The sequence below is a fragment of the Erythrobacter oryzae genome, from assembly GCF_030271515.1.
Lineage (GTDB): Bacteria > Pseudomonadota > Alphaproteobacteria > Sphingomonadales > Sphingomonadaceae > Erythrobacter > Erythrobacter oryzae.
In genome coordinates this window covers 206,393-232,450 of record NZ_JASCXI010000002.1, presented here as the reverse complement: position 1 = coordinate 232,450, position 26,058 = coordinate 206,393, and the positions used below count along the sequence as shown (strand labels likewise).

Annotated in this window: 27 protein-coding genes and 2 tRNA genes; 10 read left to right on the top strand and 19 right to left on the bottom strand. The window is 66.2% G+C overall.

Annotated elements, in window-relative coordinates; translation table 11 throughout:
• Positions 1-49: 49 nt before the first annotated feature.
• Both PFX90_RS05890 and PFX90_RS05885 read left to right on the top strand, forming a co-directional pair.
• Entirely contained in the window at positions 50-2,173 is a 2,124-nt protein-coding gene (locus PFX90_RS05890; protein WP_285711451.1) for an alpha-galactosidase, read from the top strand.
• On the top strand, positions 2,170-4,071 hold the full coding sequence (locus PFX90_RS05885; protein ID WP_285711450.1) for a beta-galactosidase: 1,902 nt from the start codon (positions 2,170-2,172) through the stop codon (positions 4,069-4,071). The genes PFX90_RS05890 and PFX90_RS05885 overlap by 4 nt, the downstream gene beginning before the upstream one ends.
• Here the strand turns inward: PFX90_RS05885 and PFX90_RS05880 are convergent.
• Positions 4,068-4,964 (bottom strand): NAD(P)H-binding protein, encoded by an 897-nt coding sequence (locus PFX90_RS05880; protein ID WP_285711449.1) that lies wholly within the window; start codon positions 4,962-4,964, stop codon positions 4,068-4,070. The two genes, PFX90_RS05885 and PFX90_RS05880, sit on opposite strands and share 4 nt — an antisense overlap.
• Before the next feature lie 104 nt (positions 4,965-5,068).
• Here PFX90_RS05880 and PFX90_RS05875 point away from each other — a divergent pair, with 104 nt between their 5' ends.
• Positions 5,069-5,476, top strand: a complete 408-nt coding sequence (locus PFX90_RS05875; RefSeq protein WP_285711448.1) for an MAPEG family protein — start codon at positions 5,069-5,071, stop codon at positions 5,474-5,476.
• A gap of 3 nt (positions 5,477-5,479) precedes the next feature.
• A complete protein-coding gene (locus tag PFX90_RS05870) occupies positions 5,480-7,201 on the top strand; it encodes an N-acyl-D-amino-acid deacylase family protein (RefSeq protein WP_285711447.1) in 1,722 nt (573 codons plus the stop codon).
• Here the strand turns inward: PFX90_RS05870 and PFX90_RS05865 are convergent.
• From PFX90_RS05865 to PFX90_RS05825, 9 genes are all read right to left on the bottom strand, one after another.
• Positions 7,198-7,986 carry an SDR family oxidoreductase gene (locus tag PFX90_RS05865; protein ID WP_285711446.1) on the bottom strand — a complete coding sequence of 263 codons (789 nt, stop codon included), beginning with the start codon at positions 7,984-7,986 and terminating at the stop codon, positions 7,198-7,200. The two genes, PFX90_RS05870 and PFX90_RS05865, sit on opposite strands and share 4 nt — an antisense overlap.
• A 68-nt stretch (positions 7,987-8,054) precedes the next feature.
• Positions 8,055-9,662: a hypothetical protein gene (locus PFX90_RS05860; protein WP_285711445.1), complete on the bottom strand. Its 1,608-nt coding sequence runs from the start codon at positions 9,660-9,662 to the stop codon at positions 8,055-8,057.
• Positions 9,659-10,042, bottom strand: a complete 384-nt coding sequence (locus tag PFX90_RS05855) for a GtrA family protein (RefSeq protein ID WP_285711444.1) — start codon at positions 10,040-10,042, stop codon at positions 9,659-9,661. Before PFX90_RS05855 ends, PFX90_RS05860 begins: the two co-directional genes overlap by 4 nt.
• A 14-nt stretch (positions 10,043-10,056) precedes the next feature.
• Positions 10,057-10,746, bottom strand: coding sequence for a class I SAM-dependent methyltransferase (locus PFX90_RS05850; RefSeq protein WP_285711443.1), 690 nt, complete (start codon positions 10,744-10,746; stop codon positions 10,057-10,059).
• Positions 10,733-11,776, bottom strand: coding sequence for a glycosyltransferase family 2 protein (locus tag PFX90_RS05845; protein ID WP_285711442.1), 1,044 nt, complete (start codon positions 11,774-11,776; stop codon positions 10,733-10,735). The genes PFX90_RS05850 and PFX90_RS05845 overlap by 14 nt, the downstream gene beginning before the upstream one ends.
• A 308-nt stretch (positions 11,777-12,084) precedes the next feature.
• Complete coding sequence (locus PFX90_RS05840; protein ID WP_285711441.1) at positions 12,085-12,750, bottom strand: hypothetical protein; 666 nt, start codon at positions 12,748-12,750, stop codon at positions 12,085-12,087.
• Between the two features lie 465 nt (positions 12,751-13,215).
• The gene (locus PFX90_RS05835) at positions 13,216-14,637 is read right to left on the bottom strand and encodes a DUF1501 domain-containing protein (RefSeq protein WP_285711440.1); all 1,422 of its coding nucleotides are present in this window, start codon (positions 14,635-14,637) and stop codon (positions 13,216-13,218) included.
• 8 nt (positions 14,638-14,645) lie between these two features.
• Positions 14,646-16,415, bottom strand: a complete 1,770-nt coding sequence (locus PFX90_RS05830; RefSeq protein ID WP_285711439.1) for a DUF1800 domain-containing protein — start codon at positions 16,413-16,415, stop codon at positions 14,646-14,648.
• A 121-nt stretch (positions 16,416-16,536) separates the two neighbouring features.
• Entirely contained in the window at positions 16,537-16,911 is a 375-nt protein-coding gene (locus tag PFX90_RS05825; RefSeq protein WP_285711438.1) for a helix-turn-helix domain-containing protein, read from the bottom strand.
• 147 nt (positions 16,912-17,058) lie between these two features.
• Between PFX90_RS05825 and PFX90_RS05820 the strand changes: the two genes are divergently transcribed.
• A complete protein-coding gene (locus PFX90_RS05820) occupies positions 17,059-17,247 on the top strand; it encodes a MerR family transcriptional regulator (protein ID WP_285711437.1) in 189 nt (62 codons plus the stop codon).
• Positions 17,248-17,624: 377 nt separating this feature from the next.
• Here PFX90_RS05820 and PFX90_RS05815 read toward each other — a convergent pair.
• Both PFX90_RS05815 and PFX90_RS05810 read right to left on the bottom strand, forming a co-directional pair.
• A tRNA-Thr gene (locus PFX90_RS05815) sits at positions 17,625-17,700 on the bottom strand.
• A 56-nt stretch (positions 17,701-17,756) separates the two neighbouring features.
• Positions 17,757-17,830, bottom strand: a tRNA-Cys gene (locus tag PFX90_RS05810).
• 137 nt (positions 17,831-17,967) lie between these two features.
• On the opposite strand from PFX90_RS05810, the gene PFX90_RS05805 reads away from it, so the two are divergent.
• From PFX90_RS05805 to arsH, 5 genes are all read left to right on the top strand, one after another.
• Positions 17,968-18,747 (top strand): acyl-CoA thioesterase, encoded by a 780-nt coding sequence (locus PFX90_RS05805; protein ID WP_285711436.1) that lies wholly within the window; start codon positions 17,968-17,970, stop codon positions 18,745-18,747.
• 97 nt (positions 18,748-18,844) lie between these two features.
• Positions 18,845-19,201, top strand: a complete 357-nt coding sequence (locus PFX90_RS05800) for an ArsR/SmtB family transcription factor (protein ID WP_285711435.1) — start codon at positions 18,845-18,847, stop codon at positions 19,199-19,201.
• 2 nt (positions 19,202-19,203) lie between these two features.
• Positions 19,204-19,698, top strand: coding sequence for an arsenate reductase ArsC (locus PFX90_RS05795; protein WP_285711434.1), 495 nt, complete (start codon positions 19,204-19,206; stop codon positions 19,696-19,698).
• Entirely contained in the window at positions 19,698-20,756 is a 1,059-nt protein-coding gene (arsB, locus tag PFX90_RS05790; protein WP_285711433.1) for an ACR3 family arsenite efflux transporter, read from the top strand. Before PFX90_RS05795 ends, arsB begins: the two co-directional genes overlap by 1 nt.
• Positions 20,753-21,511: an arsenical resistance protein ArsH gene (arsH, locus tag PFX90_RS05785; RefSeq protein WP_285711432.1), complete on the top strand. Its 759-nt coding sequence runs from the start codon at positions 20,753-20,755 to the stop codon at positions 21,509-21,511. The genes arsB and arsH overlap by 4 nt, the downstream gene beginning before the upstream one ends.
• On the opposite strand, the gene PFX90_RS05780 is transcribed toward arsH, so the two are convergent.
• From PFX90_RS05780 to PFX90_RS05750, 7 genes are all read right to left on the bottom strand, one after another.
• Positions 21,508-22,323, bottom strand: a complete 816-nt coding sequence (locus PFX90_RS05780; RefSeq protein ID WP_285711431.1) for a crotonase/enoyl-CoA hydratase family protein — start codon at positions 22,321-22,323, stop codon at positions 21,508-21,510. The two genes, arsH and PFX90_RS05780, sit on opposite strands and share 4 nt — an antisense overlap.
• Before the next feature lie 75 nt (positions 22,324-22,398).
• Positions 22,399-22,785, bottom strand: coding sequence for a winged helix-turn-helix domain-containing protein (locus tag PFX90_RS05775; protein ID WP_285711430.1), 387 nt, complete (start codon positions 22,783-22,785; stop codon positions 22,399-22,401).
• The gene (locus PFX90_RS05770; protein ID WP_285711429.1) at positions 22,782-23,204 is read right to left on the bottom strand and encodes a JAB domain-containing protein; all 423 of its coding nucleotides are present in this window, start codon (positions 23,202-23,204) and stop codon (positions 22,782-22,784) included. Before PFX90_RS05770 ends, PFX90_RS05775 begins: the two co-directional genes overlap by 4 nt.
• A 46-nt stretch (positions 23,205-23,250) precedes the next feature.
• Positions 23,251-23,760, bottom strand: a complete 510-nt coding sequence (locus PFX90_RS05765; RefSeq protein ID WP_285711428.1) for a hypothetical protein — start codon at positions 23,758-23,760, stop codon at positions 23,251-23,253.
• 4 nt (positions 23,761-23,764) lie between these two features.
• Positions 23,765-24,121, bottom strand: a complete 357-nt coding sequence (locus tag PFX90_RS05760; RefSeq protein ID WP_285711427.1) for a hypothetical protein — start codon at positions 24,119-24,121, stop codon at positions 23,765-23,767.
• Between the two features lie 25 nt (positions 24,122-24,146).
• Positions 24,147-24,749: a helix-turn-helix domain-containing protein gene (locus tag PFX90_RS05755; RefSeq protein WP_285711426.1), complete on the bottom strand. Its 603-nt coding sequence runs from the start codon at positions 24,747-24,749 to the stop codon at positions 24,147-24,149.
• Between the two features lie 105 nt (positions 24,750-24,854).
• Positions 24,855-26,054, bottom strand: a complete 1,200-nt coding sequence (locus tag PFX90_RS05750; RefSeq protein WP_285712041.1) for an LL-diaminopimelate aminotransferase — start codon at positions 26,052-26,054, stop codon at positions 24,855-24,857.
• Between the last annotated feature and the right edge of the window lie 4 nt (positions 26,055-26,058).

Here is a 26,058-nt window from a genome sequence, read left to right as displayed (position 1 = left end):
CCGCAGGCCGGATCATCACCGGTGCTCGGGTGACGGGAGAGGTTAGCCAGTGGAATTCGTGAGGCTCGACGGCGAGCGGCTGACGCTGGTGTTCGCGCTCGAGGTGGGCGGCGGGGCGGACCTCGTGTACCTTGGCGCGCGCCTGCCCGAAGGCGAGGATCTGGGCACGCTGGCCGCCTCGGGTGCGAGGGGACGGCACGAAAGCCAGCCCGATGTCCCCCCGGTCCCGGGCCTGCTGCCCGAGGGCAAGGCCGGATGGAGCGGGACGCCGGCGGTGCGGCTCAGCGAAAGGCGCGAGGATAGCTGCGTCCAGTGCGCCACCGATTTCCGCCTCTCGGCCTGGGAACAGTACCTCACCGAATTGACCCTCACCTTCGTGGACGACCTGCTCGGGGTCGATATCGAGCACCGCTGGTGGATCGGCGCTTCCGGCATGGTCTGCACCGAGGCGTCGATCACCAATGGAGGCGGGCGCAAGCTGGTGCTCGACCGGTTCAGCGCACTCGCCTTGCCCGTGCCGCGCCGATTCACCCACCTCACCAGCTTCACCGGACGCTGGGCCGGCGAGATGCGCGAGCACACCCGCCCGATCGCGCCCGAGGGCTTCGCGCGCACTTCAGTCGCGGGCAAGCCGGGGTTCGCGGGCGGCAACTGGCTGATCCTCGAAGATCCTGCATCAGGCGAAGTGCTGGGCGCGCACCTCGCATGGAGCGGCGATCACGACACCCGGATCGACCCCGACATGGTGGGCAGCGCCGATGGCCGCGCGGTGCTCCAGATGGGCGCGAGCTGGGACGGAGGCGAGGTCGATCTGGAGCATGACGTCAGCTACCGCACGCCGGTGGCGATGTTCGCGCTGGCCCCGGATCGCTCCACCCTTGCGCAGGTGTTCCACGCCCACGCCCGCGCCATTCTCCCGCACCGCGACGCGTGGGCCCCGCGCAAGGTGCACCTCAATTCGTGGGAGGCGCTGGGGTTCAATCTCTCCGAGGAGGGGCTGATGCGCCTCGCCGACGACGCCGCCGCCCTCGGCATCGAACGTTTCGTGCTGGACGATGGCTGGTTCGGCGGGCGCAGGAACGACCAGACCAGCCTCGGCGACTGGTTCGTCTCGCCCGATATCTTCCCGAACGGCCTCGGCCCGCTGATCGCGCACGTGAAGTCGCTCGGCATGGATTTCGGCCTGTGGGTCGAGCCCGAAATGGTCTCGCCCGAGAGCGACTTCTACCGCCAGCACCGCTCCGGCGCCCTCCATGCAAGGGACCGCGAGCGGCCGACGATGCGCGGCCAGCTGGTGCTCCACCTCGCGCATCCGGCGGTGAGCGACGCCGTGTTCCGGCAGATCGACGCACTGCTGCGCGAATATGACATCGCCTACCTCAAGTGGGACCACAACCGCGACCTCTTCCCCGCCAAGGCGCGGGTCGGCTCGGTAAGGAACAGCCAGACGGAGGGGTTCTACGACCTCCTCGACCGCCTTCGCGCCGCCCATCCCAAGGTGGAGATCGAAAGCTGTGCGAGCGGCGGGGGGCGGATCGATTACGGCGTCCTTTCACGGGTCCACCGGGTCTGGCCGTCAGACAACAACGACGCGATCGAGCGTCTCAGGATCATCCCCGCCTGGAGCCAGTTCCTGCCCTTGGAAGTGCTCGGCAGCCATGTCAGCCCCTCGCCCAATCCGATCACGGGGCGGCGCCTCGCGATGGACTTCCGCGCCAAGGTGGCGGTGTTCGGCCACATGGGCGTGGAGGCCGATCCCGCCCGAATGACAGACAAGGAGCGCGCGTGCCTTGCCGCCCACATCGCGCTCTACAAAGAGTGGCGCGGGGTGCTGCACGCGGGCGCACTCCACCGCCTTGACCACCCCGATCCGGATGTCACCGGGATGATGGTGACGCACGGCGACAAGGCGCTGGCGCTGGTCGCGCAGACCGCCTTCTCCCCGGTGTTCGACGCCGCGCCGGTGCGGCTCGCAGGCCTTGATCCGGAGGCGCGCTACCGCGTCACCCTGCCCGAGCCGTGGCCGCCACGCGCGCGGCACTACCTCGCGGTGCCGGAGCGGTGGCGCGACGGGCTGGTCCTCTCCGGCACCGCGCTGATGGGCCAGGGCCTTGCCCTCCCCCTTACCCATCCCGAAACCGCGTGGCTGATCGCGCTGGAGAAGCTCTCGTGAAACTCGGCTGCTGCTACTATCCCGAACATTGGCCGGAAAGCTGGTGGGCCGAGGACGCGCGGCGGATGCGCGCAATGGGCCTCTCGCTCGTGCGGATCGGCGAGTTCGCGTGGAGCCGCCTCGAACCCGAGCCCGGCCATTACGACTGGGGCTGGCTCGACCGCGCGATCGACACCCTGCACGCGGCGGGCCTCAAGGTGATCCTCGGCACCCCGACCGCGACCCCGCCCAAGTGGCTGGTCGACCGGATGCCCGACATGGTCGCCATCGACGAACAGGGCCGCCCGAGGGGCTTCGGCTCGCGCCGCCACTACTGCTTCAGCCACGAAGGTTACCGCGCAGAGTGCCGCCGGATCGTCACCGCGCTGGCGGAGCGATACGGGAAGCACCCGGCGCTCGCGATGTGGCAGACCGACAACGAATATGGCTGTCACGACACCGTGGTGAGTTTCTCGGATGCCGCCGCCAGCGCCTTCCGTGGCTGGCTGGCGGCGCGCTACGGCACCCCTGCTGCCCTCAACGAAGCATGGGGCAACGTCTTCTGGAGCATGGAATACCGCAGCTTCGCCGAGGTCGACCCGCCGCACCTCACCGTCACGGAGGCGAACCCCGCGCACTGGCTCGACTACCGCCGCTTCGCCTCGGACCAGGTGGCGAGTTTCAACCGCGAGCAGGTGGAGATCCTGCGCCGCCTTTCGCCGGGCGTGGACATCACCCACAACTTCATGGGCTTCTTCACCGAGTTCGACCACCACGCCGTGGGCCGCGATATCGACGTGGCGACTTGGGATTCCTATCCGCTCGGGTTTCTGGAGCAGTTCTGGTTCTCATCGGAGGAGAAGGCCGCCTACCTCAGGCAGGGCCACCCCGATATCGCCGCCTTCCACCATGATCTCTATCGCGGGTGTTCAGGCGGACGCTGGGGGGTGATGGAGCAACAGCCGGGCCCGGTGAACTGGGCGCACTTCAACCCTGCGCCGCTGCCGGGGATGGTCGCCCTGTGGACGCTCGAAGCCTGTGCGCACGGGGCGGAGCTGACGAGCTACTTCCGCTGGCGGCAGGCGCCCTTCGCGCAGGAGCAGATGCACGCCGGCCTGCTGCGCCCCGACAGCACCGACGCCGAAGCCGCAGGCGAGGCGCGCGCGGCAGCGGCGGTCTTGGGTGAGATCGGCCCGCAAACGACCGCGAAGGCGCCCGTTGCGCTGGTGTTCTCCTACGAGGCGGCATGGGTCGTCGGCATCCAGCCGCAGGGCCGCTCGTTCCGCTATCTCGAGCTGGTGTTCGAGACCTACGCGGCGCTCCGCCAGCGCGGGCTGGACGTCGATATCGTGTCGCCGAACGCCGACCTGTCGGGCTACCGCATGGTGCTGGTGCCGACCCTGCCGATCGTGCCCGAAGGCTTTGCCGAGAAACTGGCGGCGCTCGATTGCCCCGTGCTCCTCGGCCCGCGATCAGGCAGCAAGACCGAGAGCTTCTGCATTCCCGAAGGCCTCGCTCCGGGCGACCTCAAGGCAGCGATCCCCCTCACCGTGACCCGCGTCGAGTCCCTGCGCGATGGCATTGCCGAGCCCGCAGATGGCTTCGCCGTCACCCGCTGGCGCGAGGATGTGGCGTCGGACCTCGCCCCCGAATTCTCGGACAGTGCAGGGCGCGGGGTGGTCTATCGCCACGGCCACGTCCGCTACTGCGCGATCTGGCCCGACCGCGCGCTGCTGCGTCTGCTGGTCGAGCGTATGGCGAAGGAAGCGGGGGTGGCGCTTCTCGACCTGCCCGAAGGCATCCGTGTGCGCCGCAGCGCCAGCCACGCCTTCACCTTCAACTATGCTGCCGGGCCGGTGCTCGTCCCCCACCTCGGCGAGACGCTCGCCCCCGCCAGCTGGCACATCGCCCCGCGCTAGGCTTCTGCCAGCAATCGCCGATAGTGGCTCTCCAGCGTCTCGCTCCCGAATTCGGGGGTGAGTTCGGCGGAATATTCGCCGCTCGCCGGGTCGAGCACCAGCATGCTCTCGGTCGCGTAGTAATGCGCGATGCGGGCATATTCGGCCTTCTCGGCGAACCACCCCGAAAGGGGCGCGCCGAGGCTCAGCAGCTTGCCGGCGAAGGTGAACATGGCGGGCGAGACCGAGCGGAAGCGCGGCGCCTTGCTTGCCGCCGCGAACAGCAGCTCGCCCGCATCGCGCAAGGATAATGCCGGGCCGGGTCCGCCGATGGGGAGCACCTTGCCGAGCGCCTCGGGGTTGCCGATGCACCCCGCGATGAACCGCGCGAGGTCATCGTCGCTGATCGGCTTGCAGCGGGTGAGGTTGCCGTCGCCGAAGATCAGGAAGGGCTTGCCCGCCTTCACCCGCGCAACCTGCCCCGAGAGCGACTTGAAGAAGGCGGTGGGCCGGATGATGGTGTAACCGATCCCGCTCGCCGCCAGCTCCGCCTCGAACCGCAGCTTGGCGTGCTGGAAGGCGAGCAAGGGCTTCTGCACGCAGATTGCCGAGAGCAGAATGAGCTGCTCAGCCCCAGCGTCCCGCGCCGCCGCCAGCAGCCGGGCGTTGGCGGCGTAGTCGACCGCCTCGGCATCCCTCGGCGCGCCCGTGCGCGAGGCGATGCAGCTTATCACCACCTGCGGCCGCGAGGCGGCGCACAGCGCCGCCAATGCGGCCGCCTCCGCCAGCGTGCCGCGCGGCACGACGGTCACGTCGTGCCCCTCCGCCACCAGCCGCTTGAGCACCGCCGCCCCGATCGTGCCCGAAGCCCCGGCAAGGGCGATGCGGCGCGGACGGTCGGCAAGCTCGGTCATGCCCCCTCCTAACCCGCCCCGTCCCCAAGCGCAAAAGTGCGAGTTGCCGCCCGCCCCTCCCCCCGCCAGCCTCTGCCCGAGCGCTCGGGGAGAGGCGCAGGACAATGACCGACCCGTATATCTATGTCGTGATCGTCAGCGCGCTTGCGCTGCTCGCCTATTACTTCACGCTGCTGAAAGCGGGGCTCGCGCGGGTCAAGTTCAAGGTGCCCGCGCCCTCGCACGAGGGGCCGGAGGAATATGTCCGCCACGTCCGCGCGCATCACAACACGCTCGAGCATCTGGTGCTGTTCCTGCCCGGCATGTGGCTCTTCGCCTATGCCGTGAGCCCGCTCTGGGCCGCCGCCATCGGGATCGTCTGGCCGCCGATGCGGGTGCTCTACGCGCTGGGCTATCACAAGGCGCCCGAAAAGCGGCTGATCCCGCTCTACATCTCGATGCCGCCGATCTATATCTTCGTGCTCGGCTCGCTCATCGGCGGGATCGTGAAACTGGCGGGAGGAGAGGCCTGAGCCATGGCAGACTATGATCTGGTGATCCGCGGCGGCACCATCGCCGACGGGACGGGCGGCGATCCGATCGAGGGCGACGTCGCCATCAGCGGGGGGCGGGTTGCCGCCATTGGCAAGCGCCTCGGGCGCGGGGCGGACGAAATCGACGCACGCGGCAAGATCGTCACCCCCGGCTTCATCGACGTCCACACCCATTATGACGGCCAGTGCATCTGGGCCGAGGAACTCTCCCCCTCCTCCTCGCACGGCGTCACCACAGCCGTCATGGGCAATTGCGGCGTCGGCTTCGCGCCCTGCCGCAAGAGCGATCACGATATGCTCATCAACGTCATGGAAGGGGTCGAGGACATCCCCGGCGTGGTGATGACCGAGGGGCTCGACTGGGACTGGGAGACCTTTCCGGAGTATCTCGACAAGGTGGCGGCGGGGCGGCGCGATATTGATGTGGCGGCCTATCTCCCGCACTCGCCCTTGCGGGTCTACGCGATGGGCGCACGCGGCGCGGCGCGCGAGGTGGCGACCGAGGATGACCTCGCCCTGATGCGCCGCCTCACCGCCGAGGCGATGCGCGCGGGCGCGCTCGGCTTTGCGACCTCGCGGCTCTCCATCCACAAGACCGCCGACGGGGAGGCGATCCCGACCTTCGATACCGACATCGCCGAACTCGAAGCCATCGGGCGCGGCATGGCGGATGCGGGCGCGGGGACGTTCCAGGTGGTGCTCGACGCCTTTGTGGGGTGGGACAGGGAATATCCGGTGATCGAGCGGATGATCGCGGCGAGCGGCCGTCCTGCAACCTTCACCCTCGCCTCGGGCAATGACGCGCCCCCGCGCTGGCGGCGGGTGCTCGAAATGCTCGAGCGCACCAATGCCAGCGGCGGCGTGGCGAACGCGCAGGTGATGCCGCGCCCGATCGGGCTGATCGCGGGGCTCGAGCTGACGGTGCATCCCTTCGTGCTGTGCCCGTCATGGGCCAAGATCGCGCACCTCTCCATCCCGGAACAGGTGGCGGCAATGCGCGACCCCGCCCTGCGCGCCGCGCTGATCTCCGAGGACTTCACCCCCGGCCACCCCTTCAACGAGCTCGCCCGCAACTGGCGCTGGCTGTTTCCGCTCGACAACCCGCCCGACTACGCCCCGCCTGCGCACATGAGCATGGCAGGCCAGGCCGAGGCGCGCGGCTGCACTCCGCAGGAGGTCGCCTATGACCGCCTGCTCGCCACCGAGGGGCGGGGCCTGTTCCTCGCCGCGCTCGGCAATTACGAGAACGCCAGCCTCGCCAGCGCGCACGAGATGCTGCGCCACCCGCATTGCGTCCCCGGCCTCGGCGATGGCGGGGCGCATTACGGGGCGATCTGCGATGCGAGCTATTCGACCTATCTGCTGACCGAATTCGTCCAGAAGGACGGGCCGCTGAAGCTGGGCCTCGCCGAGGCGGTGCACATGCTGGGCCAGAAGGCCGCGCGCGCGGTGGGCTTCGCCGACCGGGGGACGCTCGCTTTGGGCGGGCGCGCCGACCTCAACGTCATCGACCTCGACGGCCTCACCCTGCACCTGCCCGAAGTGGTGCGCGATCTGCCCGCCGGCGGCCGCCGGTTGCACCAGCGCGCGACCGGCTACGAGGCGACCATCGTCGCGGGCGAGGTAATCCGCCGCTTCGACGAGAGCACCGGCGCGCGTCCCGGCCAGCTGGTGCGCGGGAGCGGATATCGCGCCGCCGCCTAGAAGGTCGACGTCCCGATCCCGCCGTCGACCACCAGCGACTGCCCCGTGACGTAGCTCGCCTGCGCTGAGCAGAACATCGCCACCAGCGCGCCCAGATCCTCGGCGTCGCCGAAGCGCCCGGCGGGGATGCGCACCGCCTTGACGAAGGCCTCGGCCTCCTCGGCATAGCTGCGCCCGTTCGCCGCCGCGCGCGGGGCGAGCGCTTCCTCGGCCCCCGGCGTGTGATGCATCCCCGGCAGCACCGAGTTGATCGTGACATTGTGCGCGGCGAGCTCCTTGGAGATCGCGTGGCAGTAATTCGCCAGCGCCGCGCGCGGCGGGCCCGAGAGCACGCGCATCGCCGCGGGATACTTGGCCGCGCCGGTCGAGATATTGACGATCCGGCCCCAGCGCCGTTCGACCATCGGGCCGCTGACTGCCTTGATGTAGTCGATCGGGCTCAGCAACGCGGTTGCCACCGCCTTCTCGAAATCCTCGCGCGACACGGTGCGGAAGTCGCCGGTGAAGGGCGGCGGGGCGCAGGTGGCGACGAGAATGTCGGGATCGGGGATCGCGGCAAGGATCGTCTTGCGGCCTTCCTCGCTCGCGTGGTCGGCGATGACGGGATGCACCCGCACGCCGGTCTCGGCAGCGATGGCGCGGCAGGTCGCCTCGAGCCGCTCGGCGCCCCTCGCCGAGATGAACACCTCGCAGCCCTCGCGCGCCAGTGCCAGCGCCGCGCCGCGGCCCATCCCTGCGCTGCCGCCGTTGACGAGCGCGCGCCGCCCCCGAATTCCCAGATCCATCGCCTCGTCTCCTCGCGCCCGTGGTGCGCGCGCGCCGGGGCGGGGTAAACTGGCGAACTTGCTGGCGCTCAGCGCTGCGGCAGGGGCGGCGGCGGGGGCGCGGGGTCGGTCGCCGCGAACAGCAGCCCGCTCCCCGCATCGGGCACGGGGACGAAGCCCTCGGGCGTCTTCAGCTTGGGGTCGTATTGGCCGACGATCCAAATGTGGGTGAAGGCCCCGCGCGGCAGGCGGGCGAGCGCGGTCGAGAGCCGCAGGCGCGTGCGGGTCTCCTTGCACTCCTCGCGCACGACGAGATGCGAGGGATCGCGCACGAAGGGCTCGGCCGCGGGGTAGCGCACCTTCAGCGGGTTCACCCCCGGAGCCTGCCACTGGTCGTTCACGAAGGCGTCGCGCCGCGCCATCGCCGCGCCCGAGAGGTGATCGAGCGGGGCCAGCGCCCAGCGCGTGCGGCAAGGCTTGACCGAGAAGAACGCGACCCGCGCGCCCTTGGGCATCTTCTCGAGCGCCGGGAGCGCGGCCTGCACCTGCGCATCGAGGCGCGCGAAGGCGAGGGTCGTGCTCGCCATGCGCACCCCGAAGAAGGCGAGCGCCAGCGCGCCTGCGATCAGCAGCGCGCGCGCTGCTCTCGCGCTCTGCTCGCCCGCCCCGATCGCCACCAGCGCCAGCGCCAGCGCATAGGGCAGCAGCCGCATGTCGGCGAAGGCCGATCCGAAAACCCGGAACGGCAGGGCCATGAAGAACACGAGGCACAGCAGCGCCGCGATCCCGACGCCGCGGTCGAACTTCACCGCGCGCGAGGCCACCGCCCAGCCGAGCAGCATCACCAGCGCAGCGAGCGAGGCCATGTCGAAATCGCGCCAATAGGTGCGCAGCGGCGAGAGCAGCCAGACATATTTGAACCCCAGCGCCCAGCCCGAAACCGCCGCGCCCGAACTGCCCGCGCGCCAGATCACCATCGGCACGATCGGCAGCAGCAGCGGCCAGCAAGCGGCGAGGATGCGGATGACGGCACGGTGCAGCGGCGCGCGTGCCGCCCACACCTCGGCCAGCATGGTCGATCCCGCCAGCAGCCCGAGGAAGGCCCAGCCATAGGTATGCGCGACCCAGATCGCCACGCCTGCCACGCCCAGCCAGACCGCCGCCAGCCCCTCGCGCTCGGCTCGGCGCAGGCGCAGCCACAGCACATAGGCCAGCAGCGCCAGCGCCATGCTCAGGGTGTAGTTGATGAAGCCATAGTTGAAGGGAAAGCCGTAGATCAGCGGGATCGCCGCGAGCGCGAAGGGCGTGACGCGGCCGTGCACCTCGCGGCTCACCAGCACGAGGCCCAGCGCGCCGAGGGCCTGCGTCACCATCACGGTCGCCCGCACCGCGCCCTCGACCCCGAACAGCGGGTAGAACAGCTCGACGAGGATGTCGCCGCCGAGGTTGCCCAGCAGCTGCCATTCGTAGGTGAAATAGGGTTGCAGGCCCGGCCGCTCGGACAGCCCGGTCTGGACGGCATGGCGCCCGAGGTGGCCGTAGAGGTCGGTCAGCGGGGCGATCCCCTCCACCACCAGCAGCGGCGCGAGCGCGATCAGGCAGACGAGCGCGATTGCCCACCAGCTGTCGAGCAGGCCGGACAGCGGCTTGCGCGCGCCGCCCAGCGGCTCGATCGGCAGGGGCTTGGCGGGGCTCATTCGGACGGGGCCTGCCGGAACACGACGAATTGCGAAAGGAGGAAGAAGATCACGATATAGGCCCCGATGGCGGGAAGCTGCGCCAGCGCGCTGTCCCGCCCGAGCACGCCTTGCGCGGCCAGCAGCACCGCCACGTTGACCCCGTAGGCGATGGCGAAGGCGGCAAGGAAGCGCAGCACCTCGGGTGCCCGGACCTTGCCCGTCACGCCGAAGACGAAACGGCGGTTCAAGGTGAATGACAGCATCAGCCCGACGCCGTAGCCCGCCGCATTGGCGGCCAGCCCGCTAAGGCCCGCCCACAATCCGCCGAAGATCACCGCCCAGCCCACAGCCGAATTGGCAAGGCCGGTCAGCCCGAAACGCAGCAGGCGGGCAAGCATGGTGTCAGGGCCCCTCAGCGCGCGAGAAGGCGGTATTGCGCGCCCAGCGGCAGCCAGCCGAGCCCCGCCTCGAGCGGGCGCAGCGGAGCGGCGAAGGCCGGGAAGAACAGCGTCCACTTGAGGTCGACGTCGGTGAACCCCGCCGCGCGGAACCGGCGGCGCATCTCGGGAGCGCTGATCAGCACCGCATTCACATCGAACGGGCACGTCGCCACCGCATGGCGGGTGAGCGGGTTCCACGGGTTGTGCTCGAACAGCATGAACCGCCCCTTGGGGGTCAGCACCCGGCGGATTTCGGAAAGGAGGCGGATGTGATCCTCGGCCGGGATGTGGTGGAACACGCAGGCTGTGAAGACGAGGTCGAAGCTTCCGTCCTCGAACGGCAGGGTCTGCCCATCGTAGCACACCGTCTCGAGCGGACGGATCGCGCGCGCGGCGCAATGCGTGAGCGAGCGCGCCGAGACGTCGAGCGCAGTCAGCGCCGCGTCCGGAAATTCGCGCTGCAAGTGGGCGATGCAATTGCCACGCCCGGCGCCGAAATCCATGATCCGCTGCGGCGCGATACCCGCTGCGGCCATCGCGCGCGCGGCCTCCTTCGCCTTGTATTCGGCGAAAAATTCCGGGTCTTCCCCGCTCAGCTTGACCGACTGGGCGTGCTGGGCGTCGTATTCGTCAACATAGGCGTCGAATTCAGCCTGCGACACGGATGCCCTCGCTGCGCTTGGTGTCGATCGTGCCGCCCTCGGCGGCCACTTCGACGGGCTCCTCGTTGGCGGCGATCGGATGGCGGCGCACTTCGGAAATGATGAACAGCGGACGGCTCTTGCCCTCCATGTACATGCGGCCGAGATATTCGCCGAAGACGCCGAGCACCAGCAGCTGCACCGAGCCCATGATGAGCGTCAGCGCGGCGAGGCTCGCCCAGCCCTGCACCGTCCCGCCCGCGAGCCACGACCACAGGATGCCGACCAGCGAGACGAGGCCCGCAATGCCGAACAGCATCCCCAGATGCGAGGCGAAGCGCAGCGGGACGACCGAGAAGCTGGTCACCGCATCCACCGCGAGCGCGAGCATCTTGCGCAAGGGATAATGGGTCTCGCCCGCAAAGCGCGCGTCGCGTTCGTAGGGGAAGGCGATCTGGTTGAAGCCGATGTAGCTCACCAGCCCGCGGATGAAACGGTAGCGTTCCGGCATGGCGTTCAATTGATCGACCACGCGGCGCGTCATCAGGCGGAAATCGCCGGTGTCGCGCGGGATGTGGGTGTCGACCATGCTCGCAAGCGCGCGGTAGAACAGCGAGGCGGTGCCGCGCTTGAAGGCGGTCTCACCGTGGCGCTTGGTGCGCTGGCCATAGACCACGTCATAGCCCTGCCGCAGCTGTTCGAGCATGGGTCCGAGCAGTTCGGGCGGGTCCTGCAGGTCCGCGTCGAGCACGAAGACGATCTCGCCGCGCACGTGATTGAGCCCTGCGGTCAGCGCCAGCTGGTGGCCGTGGTTGCGCGACAGGTTGATCGCGACGATGCGCGGATCGTGGTCGGCGTGCTGGCAGATCGCATTCCAGCTGCCGTCCTTCGAGCCATCGTTGACGAGGATGAACTCGTAGCGCTCGCCGAACTGCGCGTGGGCGGCGGCGGTGACGCGCTGGATCAGCGCATCGAGCCCGGCTTCCTCGTTGTAGACCGGGATCACGATGGACAGCTCGACCGAGCCGGGAAGATGGTGCGGAAGCTGCAAGTTCTCAGTCCTCCTGAAGCCTGGGCCCTGAAGCCTGGGCGGTGCCGACGCAAAACGCATGGTTCAATCGCGCACCCGGCCAGCTGCCCCGGACGTGCCCCTGCGCGAAGGGCGTGCGCCTCGCGATTCCGAAGAGGGAGGCCCGGTAATGCGCATTGAACGATCTTTCCCTGCGGGGCAACCGTTTTTGCCCCATTGCGGCCACATTTCGCGAAGCCTTGCTGTCCCGGCACCGCATTTGCGGTTTCGACAGGTTCACGCCCTTGCGACCTGCGCCATGGCGCGCAGGCAGGTAACCCGCTGGCTCATCAACGGGCGCCCGGCATCTCCCGCCAGAACCGGCAGGCATTTCTGCTCGCGGCGAATGCCGGCCAGCTGTCGGGCTCGGCGAGCTTGCGGGCCAGCTGCGCCATGACATAAGGCGGCTCGCATTTCTGGTCCGGCGACTGCCCGGCGCGGTGCGAATAGCCCGCCTTGTGCGCCGCTTCGTGGACATAGGTCGCGACCAGCCCGCCGAGCGGCCGGTCCAGCCGGTAGCGGTTGAGCGCGATGAAGCGCTCGCCGGTGCGCCGGTCGGTGCTGCCCTCGTAGGCCAGATTGTCGCCAAACCGCGCCGCCACCCGCGCCCGCGCGCCGCCGCGCGTGTCGATATGGAGACCCGCAAAGGCCGCAAGGATCGCGCCGGGCGCCGCGTCCGGATCGAAACCGCGCCAATAGCGATTGCGCTTCACCCACGCCGCAGGCAGCGCAGCGTGAAACGCGGCGAGTTCCTTGGCGAACCGCCGCGAGCCGACGACATCGATCGCAACCGGCGCGGCCGCAACAAGCGGCGCCCGCTGCTCGGGCGAAAGCTTGCCGCTGCGATCGACCGAGGCAAAACAGACGTCGGCATTCCGCCCCGTGCCGCACAGCGGCCCGGCCTGCGCACCCGCGAGGTGCACAGCCCCGAAGAGCCACCCCACCGACACCACCACTGCAACACACCACCTCACCCCGGCACCGCCCTCACTCCCCGACCCACGCCGCGAGCGCGAATGATCCCGCACCGGGGGCGGAATTTCAAGAAGACCGGCGATGTCGGGGAACGGGGGAATGGTGCCGCTTACGTGACTCGAACACGTGACCCCATCATTACGAAAAAAGCTCTTATTTTTCGTAATTTAGATGAATTTCGAGGCTTTGCGGAAGCCGACTCATGCCAAAAACCGCACTGCCCAATTTCTACCCAAATTCGCTTAGCGCCGTTCGCCTGGAGATCAAAGGTTACGATCATTCAGAAGGCAAGGCTTTGAAGGGGTGACCCACGTCAGACCCAAGTCAGCGCTACATTGAGTTCGAAATATTTTCCAACAACGCTCGCCCCGTTGCGCCTGCATCGCTGTAACTGTCTGTTGGGGTGAGACGATACGCGGCGCCGACAAGGCACGTGGAACCCCGACTCATGTCTGCTGGCTGGATCCCGGTACCTTCATAAAGCCGAGATTCGGATTGGCGAAGCGACCAATATTGGGTGCCACCCACGCAAGGTTGGACGACGACACGCCGAACCATTGCGCGAGCGTCGTGGCGTATTCATCCACCGAGACGGAAGGCAAAAGCCTGCCGCGTCCCACCTGATCATCGCTGGTGACGGAGATGCTCGGTGCCCGGCCATAATGCCGACCTCCGTTGACGCCCCCGCCAAAGATAAAGTGATGTGATCCCCAACCATGGTCGCTGCCGTCCCCGTTATGGGCTAGCGTTCGACCAAAATCGGATGCGGTGAAAGACGTGACCGAATCCTCCAACCCCAGTTGCTGGATGGCCGCGTAGAATTGCCCAATTGCGGAATCCAAGCCTCCCAAGAGCGTCCTGTGGCTGAGAGCCAGCCCGCTGTGCGCGTCAAAGCCCCCCATCGACACGAAGAAGATCTGCCTCGACACGCCCATCTCCCTCCTGACCGACATGAGCCTCGCGACGAGTGAAAGCTGCGACGCAAACGACCCGCTCGATCCGAACTGAGTGAATGAAGGCGTCGATCTCAACGCGCTTTCGATGAATGCAGAATACTGTATCGACCGCGAGTTGATGAATGCCATATCATTCTCCAACACGTTCTGACTTTGTTGACGAAGTAGCGTCTGCAAAGATCTTGAGAACTTTGTCGAAGATAGCGCGGGGAACGCTTTAGCCGGGCCAAAGGGGCTAATATTCGTTGCAGTTGCGTTTTCACCGTTCAGGAATACGACATTTCCGCTCGCACTAATCGCCGTGAACATCGAATTCTGATTGCTCGACATGGCAAGGTCGCCAAGCCTGCCGCCCCAGCCGATGCGCCCGCCCTCGGTTGTGAAGGACTGCCAGATTGCTTGCTGGTCATTGTGCGAAAACAGGCTCGCCGGTCGCGGAAAGGAAGTAAGATTGCCGAATTCGTACTGCGCCCTTGTCAGCGGCGTGAGGAGAGGGCCGACATTCAGCAGAGTTGCCAGCTTCCCCTGATTGAACAGTCGAGCCATGTTCGGCATCACGGGGTTTAGCGCGTACCGCAAATCATCGGTCAAAGTCTGATCTGCGGGATGATTCAGCGCGGTTGCGGCAAGCTGCTGATAAGGGACCGCGATGCCCCGGTCACCGCCACGTATGGCCGCGTACCGCGAGTAATTGGTCGGGTCGTACGGAATTATGGTGTTTGCGTGATCGTTGCCCCCGAAAAGGAAGATGCACACCAGCGCTTTGTAGTCGCTGGGCATCGATTGGGCAGCCGCATCGCCGAGTCCCGCGAGTCCAAGCGCGTAGCTCGACCCCGCGCCGGCCAGAGATAAAGCCGATGCACGCCGGATGAATGTGCGCCGGTTGACATCATTTAGTTTGAGAATGTTCATGATGAGCTCTACTTCTGAACTAAATAATCATTGGAGCACATGATAAGCACGACTGCCTGCCGAACTCTTTCCAAGAGTGAAGGGACAGGATCCAGCCCCGATACACTAATATTGTTTACAACATCAAAAACTGTCGCTCGGGTGAATTCACTGAGCTGCCCTGCCGTAAGAATAAGATCGAGATGGTCTAAAAGCTTTAGAGCATCACTTGCGATACCGATTTCATATTCATAATTTGCCTTCAAGACTTCTGACCAGTAGCCATTTTCGTAGACAGTCCGGTAAATGACATTCACATAGTTCGCGACGGCATTGTCTGTTGCGATTTGAAGCTCTGGAGCTGCCATGCCATTGGCCGCCGCCTGCGATCGTGGCGGCACGTAATCGGGTCGGAAAAAGTTGAAGACCGAAGGTGAGCGGAACGGCGATTGATTGAGCAACGTTTCCGGGTTCATCGGACGAATGCTCCAGGCTCCTGTCGTGGACCGTGCGCGAAAGGTTCGACCCCATTGGGCAAATCGGAGCATCGGCTCGCGCACCTTCCCGAAGAATGGGTTGGCAACACCCGAAGGGTCAACGGCCTCGGGGTCGAGAATGATGGCCTTGAAGACAGCCGCAAGATCTCCGCGAACTCCGCTCCCATTGTCGTTGAAAACGGTCGCGACCCTCATGACATATGAAGAACTTGGGTTGCTGGTAACAAGCCGCTGTATCAGCTGCTTGCTGATGAAAGGCGCAACATTTTGGTGGTTTGCAAGCCAGTCCAATGTCAGCTTCAGACTTCGGTCTGGCCCTGTGCCGGGTTGAATTACTCTTCCGAGGAACCGCTTTTCCTCAACGGAGTGAGTCGATACTGTCTGTTGCGGGTTCCAGCTCCTCGGACGTGATGTCATAGGCCTTCGAACCACCTGCACCTCAGGAACAGGCGGTCCAGGAATGGGCGAGGCAACAATCTGGAGACCGGAATAGTCGAGGTCGAAACCTGTAAATACCTTGGCCAACCCTTCGACATCTGCATTGGAATAGGTCGGAACGGGCTGCCCGTTGACAAGCACTCGTGATCCGTCAAGGTTCAATTCAAAAAGACCAATGGTAAACAACTGCATGATCTCGCGAGCGAAGTTCTCGTCGGGCACGCGGCCGGTTGATGGATCCGAGGCCCGGCTGCCCTTCATGTTGAGATACTGGCCCATAGCCGGGCTCAGCGTCACCGCTTCCAGGAGCGTCCGAAAGTCCGAAAATGCGTGCGCATTCAGAATGTCCCAGTAAGCCCCGGCAGCATGCGCTCTCCACATGGGCTCAATCCCAGCGAGCGAAACCACAAAGATCTCAGACAGTGCAAGCGCCATCCGCTTTCGAACAGCGTTACCGCCCTCAAACAGATGTGCCCAGATCATGGAGTCAAAATAGGCTTCGTTTCGCCAGTGGCCGTTCTGATCAATTCGATCGAGACCCCTGTTCGAGAAGAATTCTACTGATGTTCCATCGTTAGGCAGAGCCATTTGGCGGTCGAGCCAAGCAGCGGCACCCAGTTGATCGATCTCGTCAATTTCGGCAGCCGTCACACCGATGCTGGCATGCAATCCAACCCGAGCGGCAGCCTTTCGGCTCTCCTTCGTGCCGACAATGCGGTTCCCACCGGAATCCTCAGTGGACGGACTTAACGCCGACGCCGCCGCTGTCACGATCGACACGGCTGCCAAAGCACTTGCTCCGCCCCCTGCCAGCATTGCTCCAGATTTCGAAGGATCGACGCCCTCTGGGCTTACAAATGCCATACCTTAACCCCATTGATGTGCCCCTCGCCCTCTGTATTGTGAATTACAGAATTGTCTGAGAACTTCATCTCTGGGTTATTACTTACATTTCTCTACTTAATCTCAGTATTTATCATTGAACTCAATGAATTTGAATATCCTCTTCGGGAACATTTTTCTCGTAGTTCCACGTATAGAGAGAATATCCCTTTATACATTGAATCTGATTGAACGACGGATTGATTTTTCTGAACGACGATCTTAGCCGATTGATGTATTTCACGATGCTGCGGTCATCGATTTCCGGGCTGATGATGTTGGCGAGCGTCGTACGAGCCACCGGCCTGCCGCGGGCACGAACCAAGGCATCGGCAAGCAAAAACTGGGTAGGGGGGAGGCTCAAAATTCTGGAATTCAACAAAATTATTCCAGGAAGGGGAATCGATACATTTCCAAAATTTTCAACAGCAAAACCCTTCAATTGCGCGCCGCAATTTTGGCAATGTTGGAGTTCCATGAGAAATGCCTCAAATACTGAAGGACATTGAGTGAGGCTTCAGACTTTATCATTCATTGCTCAATTTTTTCATACGTATCATTTCGCATTCGCCGGACAGAATCCACTTGCTTGCAAGGATTGTTTGCCTAGGCAGCAGAGGCGTAAATGCAGCGCACCCACATTCCAATCGGGGAGGCGGGAGTGCCGCTCGGGGTCAGTCGGTCAACACTCTTCCCTCTGATGGATTACAGGCAGCAGGAAACGGTCAAGATCGGGCGCAGGCGGCTGGTCAAGCGGGAGGCTATCGCGGCACTGGTCGAACGGGGTTCAATCGACCTGGCCGCAAAACAATAAATGGCAATCCCGCTCCGAACACGATGGCCAGCAAGGCGATCGCATCGGGGCGGGAGGCTGAGTCAGGTGTTTTCAGGGTGGCAGCTGTAAGCGCCGCTATCGTGGCGAAGCCAGAAGTGCCGTGCCGGGTCTGATCCAGACACGACCCACTTGGACGGCTGGCTCGCAAGGAAAGCTACATAATCGTTGGCCCGCAGCCGCGACCAGCCGGAAGCGCCTTCAACAGCATGAATCGCAACGACAAAGCGAAGGGCTTGTAGGCGATTCCTTGGGTCCACCGTGGGTTTCGCCTTCTCAGCAGGCAAAATCGCCCCATCAAGCCCAAAGGCCCTCCACAGGGAGGCTATGATTTTCCTAGAGAAAGTGCGGAAAAAAGGTGGTGCCGCTTACGTGACTCGAACACGTGACCCCATCATTACGAATGATGTGCTCTACCGACTGAGCTAAAGCGGCATTCCGGCAAAAGCGCCCTAAGGCCAAGGCCGCGGGTTCGCAATCGCTAAAAGGTGTGGAGGCCCGAGCCGGAATCGAACCGGCGTATACGGATTTGCAGTCCGCTGCGTCACCACTCCGCCATCGGGCCGAGCCTTCCGGGGGCGAAGCCCCGGACGGAAGCGGCGCACTAGCGATTCGGGGGCGGCTTGGCAATGTGAGATTGGCGCGCGCCCTTCCCTAACGTCAGTCTGGACGCCGCCCGCAGCGCGCGGCATGGCTTTGCACATGACCATCGCGAGCCTCCTCGAACCCGTCACCGGCCAGCCCGGGCCTGCCCGCCTCACCCATGCCGCCGACTGGATGCAGGGGCGCACGCTCTATGGCGGGGCCTCGGCGCTGGTGGCCTATACCATGGCGGTTCGCGCCTTTCCGGGCCTGCCACCCCTGCGCGCGGGGCAGATCGCCTTCGTCGCGCCGGTGGGCGAGGACATCGAACTGCGCGCGGAGATTGTCCGGCAAGGCCGCAACGTCACCCAGCTGCGCAGCGAGATCATCGCCGAGGGTCGCGTCGCCCTCACCGCCTTCTGGCTGTTCGGCGAGGGGCGCGAGGCCAATGCGGTGCATCCCTCGGGCCTCCCCGAGGAATGGCCCGGGCCGCCCGAGGACAATCCGCAGGTCACCCACCAGTTCGCCCCCGCCTTCGTCGCCAAGAACTTCGAGCTGCGCCACGGGCAGACCAAGGGCACCGACCGCGGCGCGACCGTGCGGCGCTGGGCGCGGCTGACCGAGGCGCATGACCTCGACCCGGTCTCGACGCTGGTGCTGATGGGCGACGTCATGCCGCCCGGCGCGATGCGGGCGATGCAGCGGCAGGGGCCGATCAGCTCGATCAACTGGTCGTTCAACGTGCTCGACCCCGAGAGCCGCTCGCGCGATGGCTGGTATCTCGCCGAGAACGCCAGCCAGCACGCAGATAGCGGCTATTCCTCCGAGCGCCTCAGGATGTGGGACGCGGACGGGCGGCAGGTGCTCGACGGGATGCAGTGCGTCGCGGTGTTCGGCTGAGGCCCGCATAGCCCCCTTATTTCGACATTTTTCGAATTGCCGGATTGACCCGCCTGCACGAGACTATTAATTCGATGGTTCTCGAAAGGTGGAGGCCATGGACGATCTCAACACCCCGGTCTGGGCGGTCGATGCGCTGGGCGCGCTCGCGCACGAGACACGGCTCGCGGTGTTTCGCGCGCTGGTGACCGCGGGGCCGCAGGGCATGATCGCGGGCGCGATCGCCGAGCATTGCGGCGTGCCGCCCTCGACCATGTCGCACCATCTCGCCACGCTCGAGCGGGCCGGGCTGGTGCAGTCCGAGCGCGAGAGCCGCCTGATCCGCTACCGCGCCGACTTCGGCGGCATGCGCCGTCTGCTCACCTTCCTGATGCAGGACTGCTGCCAGGGCGCGCCCGAGATGTGCGGCGACCTGGTGGCGGGGCTCGCCTGCGAACCCGGCCCGAGAGGCTGACCATGTCCGACACCCCCTTCACCGTGCTGGTGCTGTGCACCGGCAACTCGGCCCGCTCGATCCTCGGCGAGGCGCTGTTCAACCACTTGGGAGAGGGCCGCGTGCGGGCCTTCAGCGCGGGGAGCAAGCCCAAGGGCGTGCCGCATCCGGGCGCGCTGCGGCTGTTGGCGCGGCGCGGGATCGACACCGGCGCTTTGCGCTCCAAGAGCTGGAACGAATTCACCGGCTCCGATGCCCCGGCCATTGACCTTGCGATCACCGTGTGCGGCAATGCGGCGGGCGAGGCGTGCCCGGTGTTCCTCGGCAGCCCGCTCAAGGCCCATTGGGGCCTCCCCGATCCGGCCGACGTCACCGGCAGCGACGCGGATGTGGACGCCGCCTTCGAGGAGACCTGGCGCCTGCTTGAGATGCGGGTGCGGGCCTTCCTCGCGCTCGACCGGGCGGCGCTGGACAAGGCCGCGATTGCCGCAATCGGCGCGATGGAAGGAGCCGCCTGATGAGCAGCGCCGCCGCCTCCCCGCTGGGCCTGTTCGAGCGTTATCTTTCGGTCTGGGTGCTGCTCGCCATTCTGGCAGGGCTGGCGCTGGGCCTTGCCGCGCCGGACGCGGTCGGCGTGCTGGCGGGGCTCGAATATGCCTCGGTCAACCTCGTCGTCGCGGTGCTGATCTGGGCGATGATCTTCCCGATGATGGTCGGCGTCGACTTCGCCAGCATCCGCGACATCGGGAAGAAGCCCAAGGGGCTGGTGATCACGCTGGTGGTCAACTGGCTGGTCAAGCCCTTCACCATGGCCGCATTGGGCGTGCTGTTCTTCGATTACCTCTACGCCAGCCTGCTGTCCCGCGCCGACGCGCAGGAGTATATCGCCGGGCTGATCCTGCTCGGCGCCGCGCCCTGCACCGCGATGGTGTTCGTGTGGTCGCAGATGGCCCGCGGCGATCCGGCCTACACGCTGGTGCAGGTGGCGGCGAACGACCTCGTGATGATCGTCGCCTTCGCGCCCATCGTCGCGCTGCTGCTGGGCGTGACCGATATCGTCGTGCCGTGGGAGACGCTGCTGCTGTCGGTCGTGCTCTATGTGGTGATCCCGCTGGCGGCGGGCGCGCTCACCCGCGGGCGGGTGATTGCGAGCCATGGCGGCGATGCGGCGGCAGTCGATGCCTTCACCGCGCGATTGAAGCCGTGGTCGATCATCGGTCTGCTGGCCACCGTGGTGCTGCTCTTCGCCTTTCAGGCAGGCACGATCATCGCCAATCCGCTGCTGATCGCGCTGATCGCGGTGCCGATCATCATCCAGTCCTACGGCATCTTCGCGGCCGCCTATGCCTGGGCCTGGGCGTGGCGGGTGCCGCACGCCATTGCCGCGCCTTGCGCGCTGATCGGCACATCGAACTTCTTCGAGCTGGCGGTGGCGGTCGCCATCGGCCTGTTCGGCCTCACGAGCGGCGCGGCGCTGGCGACCGTCGTCGGCGTGCTGGTCGAGGTGCCGGTGATGCTCTCGCTGGTCGCCTTTGCCAACCGCACCCGCGCCCGCTTTCCGGAGAGCCCGGCATGACTGCATACACCCGCCTTCGCCCCCTGCCCGATCCGGCGCACCTGCCTGCGCTGAAGCCCGAATATGCCCATGCCTGCCCGGCGCTGGGCCTAGGGCCGATGGACCCGCCGCTGCGCGTGCTGCTGCTCTACGGATCGCTGCGCGAACGCTCCTTCTCGCGCCTCGCGGTGGAAGAGGCGGCGCGGCTGCTGCAATACTTCGGCTGCGAGACGCGGATCTTCGACCCGTCCGACCTGCCGCTGCCCGACCAGCACCCGGGCGACGATCACCCCGCCGTGCACGAGCTGCGCGAGCACGCGCTTTGGTCGGAGGCGCAGGTGTGGTGCAGCCCCGAACGCCACGGCACCATCACTGGGATCATGAAGGCGCAGATCGACCACCTGCCACTCGCCTACAAGGGCCTGCGCCCGACGCAGGGCCGCACGCTGGCGGTGATGCAGGTGAGCGGCGGCTCGCAGAGCTTCAACGCGGTCAATGCCCTGCGCATCCTCGGGCGCTGGATGCGGATGTTCACCATCCCCAACCAGTCCTCGGTCGCCAAGGCCTATATGGAATTCGACGAGAGTGGGCGGATGAAGCCCTCGGCCTATTACGACCGGATCGTCGACGTGATGGAGGAGCTGGTGCGCTTCACCGTGCTGCTGCGGCCCCATGCCGACACGCTGGTCGACCGCTATTCCGAGCGGGTCGAGCGCGACACGCCGGTAGAGACCCCGGCGGACAGCGCCGGGATCACCACGGGGCCGGCGGCCTAAAGGTCCTCGAAGTTCGGCTTGCGGCGCTCCATCTCGGCCATCACCGCCTCGACCTGGTTGCGGCTGCGCATGATCGCGTGCTGCTCGATGCTCTCCTCCATCAGGATCGCATTGGCATCCTGTTCCCACATCCCGGCCTGAAGCCGCTTGGCGGCGCGGATCGCGTGGGGGTTCTTGAGCGCGATCTGGCGAGCGATGGCGAAGGCGCGCTCGCGGGGGTTGTCGTCGACATAGGTCGCAAGGCCGAGCGAGAGCGCCTCGCCGCCGTTGAATTCGCGGTTGGTGTAGATGAGCTCGCGCAGCACGTCATCCCGCACCAGGCCCCGCCACAGCACATAGCCGCCCATGTCGGGGACGAGGCCCCACTTCATCTCCATGATCGCCAGCCGCGTCTCGGGATGGACGATGCGGATGTCCGCGCCGCTCGCGATCTGGAGGCCGCCGCCGAAGCACACGCCGTGGATCGCGGCGATCACCGGGACGGGGAGCTTGCGCCACTGCATCGCCACCTGCTGCGGGCGGTTCGCGTTGCCATAGGTGCGCTCGGTCAGCGGGGGTTCGTCCTCGGGGGGCTTCCTCGAGAAGTTCGACAGGTCGAGCCCGGCGCAGAAGGCCCGCCCCTCGCCCGAGAGCACCACCGCGCGCAGGCCCTTCATGCGCTGGAGCGCGTGGCCGGCCTCGATGATGCGCTCGAACATCTCGGGGTCGAGCGCGTTCATCTTCTCCGCGCGCACGAAGCGGACGTCGGCGACGCCGTCCTCGCCCAGTTCGATCGAGACGCGGTCATTGGCGATGGTGGTGGCGGCGGTCATGTCAGGCGGATCCCTCTAGGCTTGTCTTTGCCCGTGAGATTGACCCATCGCCCGCCGCCTGTCCAGAGCCGCGCGTTACCCCGCAGCGAGGCGCGAGAGGCCGCAGTCCGGGGGCACCTCGATGAAATAGCGGCCATCGCCGTCGGTGCAGATCAGGTGGCCGGCCCCTGCCGCGGCCAGCTTGTCGCGCAGGCGCGCGATATCGGCGGCGATGCCCTCGGGCTCGGGGCCCTGGGTGATGCGGAAAGCCTCGAGGTGGAGCTGCCGGTCGCACAGACGCTCGCCCGGTTGCTCGGCGAGGCGCCACAGCAGCGCGAATTCGCGCGGGTGGAGGCCGAGCCACTGGGCATCGACCCGTCCGTCACGGTGGAACTGGTCGAGCACCATCTCGCCCGCCTCGCGAAAGCGCGGTCCGGCCATGTCGTTGCCGGGGAAGTGGTCCGAGGCGATCGGCGCGTTCACAGCAGGCCTCCTGCGCGCATCGAGTAGACCGCGTCGGTGGTGAAGATCAGGTGATCGATCAGTGTGATGTCGAGCGCACGGGCGATCTCGGCGAGACGGCGGGTGGTGGCGATGTCGCAGCCGCTCGGGCGGCAGTGCCCCGAGGGGTGGCTGTGCGCGAGGATGATCCCGGCCGCATCGTGGCGCAGCGCATCGCCGAGCAACGCGCGCATCCGGATCGCGAGCGTCGTCATCGTGCCGATCCCGCAGGGCGCATCGCCCAGCCAGTTGCTGTGCGGATCGAGGAAGATGGCATGGCCGCGTTCGTATTGTGCGGGCGGCGCGAGCACGAGACTGCGCAGATAGGCGATCATCGCCGCCGCACGCTGATCCTGCGAGAGCGCGCTCTCGCCGCTTCGGGAAAGGGCCTGGGTCAGCATCGGCGCACCCTCCTCAGGGCAAGGCGGGACGGGGGCGGGGCGGGCCTCATATCGTCAGCCCTCCGATCGAGGGCGGGGCAGCGCGCCACGCCCGGTAGGGACCGAAGCGTCGCTCGCGCCGGACGTGCCGGATGAAGCCGGTCAGCAGCAGCAGCAGCTGGAAATAGGAGGGGCCGATGACAAGGATCGCAATGGCCAGCGGCGAGGCCCGGTCCGCGACCGCGTTGACCATGTGCGCGCCGACCGCGACCAGCTGGAAAGCGGCAATGCCCATCGGGTAATTGCGGTTGGCGTTCAACGCCACGCCCAGGAACAGGACCGCCGCGACAACGTCGATCAGCACATAGTAATCTTCCCAGGGGCCGACCGCGAAGGACGTCTGCAGACCGAGAAGGCGCACAAGATAAAGCGGGAAAATCATGGTCGAGACGAAAACCGCGGCCAGCCAACGCTCCGGGCTCCCGCCCCATCGCCAGATCGCCGCGGCAAGCAGCAAGCTGGCGACGTGCTGGACGGGAGCACGGTACGCGTTGAACAATTCCAGCCAGTCGTTCATCGGTTCAGGCGATCACCTGCTCTCCGGCAGCTTCCCGGCGCGCCGGCTGAAGTTCGACTGCGGCCGGCGGCACGACCGTGGGGATGCCCTCGTCGCCGCCGGCGTGGACGCGCGCGACCTTGCTCAGTTCGTCATGCACGCGCAGCAGGTTGGTCGACATCGACAGGGCGTAGCTCTCGGCCTCGGTCAGGCGGACCAGCGCGCGCTGGCCGGTGTGGACCTCGATCGCCGGGTTCTGGCGGGCGGCGAGCATCGCCTGCTTGAGCCGGGCCATGGCGATGATCGATTCATCGGCAAGCGCCTCCGCTTCGCGCACGAGCTTCTTCAGATTGTGGGCGTCGGCAAGAATACGGTTTTCCATCGGTGGTCTCCAGCAGCACCGGTGCTCACCCGGCCGCTGCTTTGGTTTCCGCGGAGAGTTGAGCCTTGCCTTCCGTTGCTGCGCTGAGTGTCATCGCGGCCGTGACCACAAGGATCACCGAAGCCAGGATGCCGGTGGCGATCCCGACGATCGCCCCCAGTCGCAGCAGGACGGCATGCTCACCATCGAGCACTCCGGGGACCACCCGCGGTTCGCCTGCCTGCAGCCACGGCGCCTGTTCGATCAGGGGCATCGCATCGCTGAGGACCAGTCGGCCCGGGTCATCCCGACCGCCGAAATCAGTCAGATCAGCCGCGCCGTTAATCTGAGAATTTGTGTATGCAGGTTCGCTGAAGGGCTTCAGCAAAGCTTCATCCGCAATTGTCCCGAGGCCGTTTTCCGGCGCTTCCCCGCTCTCCTCGGGGGCGAGCGTGGCGCGGTAATTCTCGACCAGCTCGCCGAGGCTGGCGGCGTCGTAAAAGTCCTTCAGGGCGCGGATGTGCTGGTTTATCCGGGTCTCGGACACCCCGAGCTCGGTCGCGATCACCTTGATCGGGACGCGCCGGTCAATCCGTTCCATGACGGCGCGCTGTCTGTCGGTCAGCCGCTTCGCGGCTCCGGACGCCATGGCCCTCTCCTTGCGAACTTCATCCCATGTTACCCGCAAACTAACGCAAACCGGACAGAATTTCTCCCATTTTGGACCAGAAAGTCCTGCCGGTCTGCGAAAGGCTTAGGCTGCGGAACTGTTAACGCCCACTGACTGGAGGTAGCGCTTGATGTTGCGCGCCGCCTGGCGCAGCCGCTGCTCGTTCTCGACCATCGCGATCCGGACATAGCCCTCGCCGTTCTCGCCATAGCCCACGCCGGGCGCGACCGCCACCTGCGCCTGGGTCAGGAGCTGCTTGGAGAATTCGAGGCTGCCCATCGATTTCAGCGCCGGCGGCAGCGGGGCCCAGGCGAACATCGAGGCGGGCGGCGGGGGAATGTCCCACCCGGCGCGCCCGAAAGCCTCGACCATCACGTCGCGGCGCTTGTGATAGAGCTCGCGATTCGTCTCGATGATGTCCTGCGGCCCGTTCAATGCCGCGCAGGCCGCCGCCTGGATCGGGGTAAAGGCGCCGTAATCGAGATAGGACTTCACCCGCGTCAGCGCCGCGATCAGCTGTTTGTTGCCGACCGCAAAGCCCATCCGCCAACCCGCCATCGAATAGGTCTTCGACATCGAGGTGAATTCGATCGCCACGTCCTTGGCGCCCGGCACTTCCATGATCGAGCGCGTGGGCTTGCCGTCGAAATAGAGCTCCGAATAGGCAAGGTCGCTGACGATCCAGACCTGGTTCTCCTTCGCCCAGGCGACCAGCCGCTCGTAGAACGGCAGTTCGACCGTCTCGGCCGTGGGGTTCGAGGGATAGCTCACCACCAGCACGCTGGGGCGCGGCACGGTGTAGTTCATCGCCCGCTCGAGCGATTCCCAGTAATGCTCGTCAGGCGTGGTCGGCACCGAACGGATCGTCGCGCCTGCAATGATGAAGCCGAAGGTGTGGATCGGGTAGGACGGGTTGGGCGCCAGCACCACGTCGCCCGGCGCGATGATCGCGGTGGCGAGGCTCGAGAGGCCCTCCTTCGAGCCCATCGTCACCACCACCTCGGTCTCGGGATCGAGCTCGACCCCGAAGCGGCGGGCGTAATAGCCCGCCTGCGCGCGGCGCAGGCCCGGGATGCCCTTGGACTGCGAATAGCCGTGCGCGTCGGGCTTGGCCGCCACCTCGCACAGCTTGTCGATAACATGCTGCGGCGGAGGCTGGTCGGGGTTACCCATGCCGAGGTCGATGATGTCCTGCCCCGCAAGACGGGCGGCATGACGCATGGCATTGACCTCCGCGATCACATACGGGGGCATCCGCTTCATGCGATAGAACTGGTCATTCATGCTC

What these genes read in the sequence shown, in the direction of transcription:
- PFX90_RS05880 (WP_285711449.1), bottom strand. Translation starts at nt 4,964, where the DNA reads ATGACCGAGCTTGCCGACCGTCCGCGCCGCATCGCCCTTGCCGGGGCT.
- PFX90_RS05875 (WP_285711448.1), top strand. Translation starts at nt 5,069, where the DNA reads ATGACCGACCCGTATATCTATGTCGTGATCGTCAGCGCGCTTGCGCTG.
- PFX90_RS05870 (WP_285711447.1), top strand. Translation starts at nt 5,480, where the DNA reads ATGGCAGACTATGATCTGGTGATCCGCGGCGGCACCATCGCCGACGGG.
- PFX90_RS05865 (WP_285711446.1), bottom strand. Translation starts at nt 7,986, where the DNA reads ATGGATCTGGGAATTCGGGGGCGGCGCGCGCTCGTCAACGGCGGCAGC.
- PFX90_RS05860 (WP_285711445.1), bottom strand. Translation starts at nt 9,662, where the DNA reads ATGAGCCCCGCCAAGCCCCTGCCGATCGAGCCGCTGGGCGGCGCGCGC.
- PFX90_RS05855 (WP_285711444.1), bottom strand. Translation starts at nt 10,042, where the DNA reads ATGCTTGCCCGCCTGCTGCGTTTCGGGCTGACCGGCCTTGCCAATTCG.
- PFX90_RS05835 (WP_285711440.1), bottom strand. Translation starts at nt 14,637, where the DNA reads ATGAACATTCTCAAACTAAATGATGTCAACCGGCGCACATTCATCCGG.
- PFX90_RS05830 (WP_285711439.1), bottom strand. Translation starts at nt 16,415, where the DNA reads ATGGCATTTGTAAGCCCAGAGGGCGTCGATCCTTCGAAATCTGGAGCA.
- PFX90_RS05825 (WP_285711438.1), bottom strand. Translation starts at nt 16,911, where the DNA reads ATGGAACTCCAACATTGCCAAAATTGCGGCGCGCAATTGAAGGGTTTT.
- PFX90_RS05820 (WP_285711437.1), top strand. Translation starts at nt 17,059, where the DNA reads ATGCAGCGCACCCACATTCCAATCGGGGAGGCGGGAGTGCCGCTCGGG.
- PFX90_RS05805 (WP_285711436.1), top strand. Translation starts at nt 17,968, where the DNA reads ATGACCATCGCGAGCCTCCTCGAACCCGTCACCGGCCAGCCCGGGCCT.
- PFX90_RS05800 (WP_285711435.1), top strand. Translation starts at nt 18,845, where the DNA reads ATGGACGATCTCAACACCCCGGTCTGGGCGGTCGATGCGCTGGGCGCG.
- PFX90_RS05795 (WP_285711434.1), top strand. Translation starts at nt 19,204, where the DNA reads ATGTCCGACACCCCCTTCACCGTGCTGGTGCTGTGCACCGGCAACTCG.
- arsB (WP_285711433.1), top strand. Translation starts at nt 19,698, where the DNA reads ATGAGCAGCGCCGCCGCCTCCCCGCTGGGCCTGTTCGAGCGTTATCTT.
- arsH (WP_285711432.1), top strand. Translation starts at nt 20,753, where the DNA reads ATGACTGCATACACCCGCCTTCGCCCCCTGCCCGATCCGGCGCACCTG.
- PFX90_RS05780 (WP_285711431.1), bottom strand. Translation starts at nt 22,323, where the DNA reads ATGACCGCCGCCACCACCATCGCCAATGACCGCGTCTCGATCGAACTG.
- PFX90_RS05770 (WP_285711429.1), bottom strand. Translation starts at nt 23,204, where the DNA reads ATGCTGACCCAGGCCCTTTCCCGAAGCGGCGAGAGCGCGCTCTCGCAG.
- PFX90_RS05765 (WP_285711428.1), bottom strand. Translation starts at nt 23,760, where the DNA reads ATGAACGACTGGCTGGAATTGTTCAACGCGTACCGTGCTCCCGTCCAG.
- PFX90_RS05760 (WP_285711427.1), bottom strand. Translation starts at nt 24,121, where the DNA reads ATGGAAAACCGTATTCTTGCCGACGCCCACAATCTGAAGAAGCTCGTG.
- PFX90_RS05755 (WP_285711426.1), bottom strand. Translation starts at nt 24,749, where the DNA reads ATGGCGTCCGGAGCCGCGAAGCGGCTGACCGACAGACAGCGCGCCGTC.
- PFX90_RS05750 (WP_285712041.1), bottom strand. Translation starts at nt 26,054, where the DNA reads ATGAATGACCAGTTCTATCGCATGAAGCGGATGCCCCCGTATGTGATC.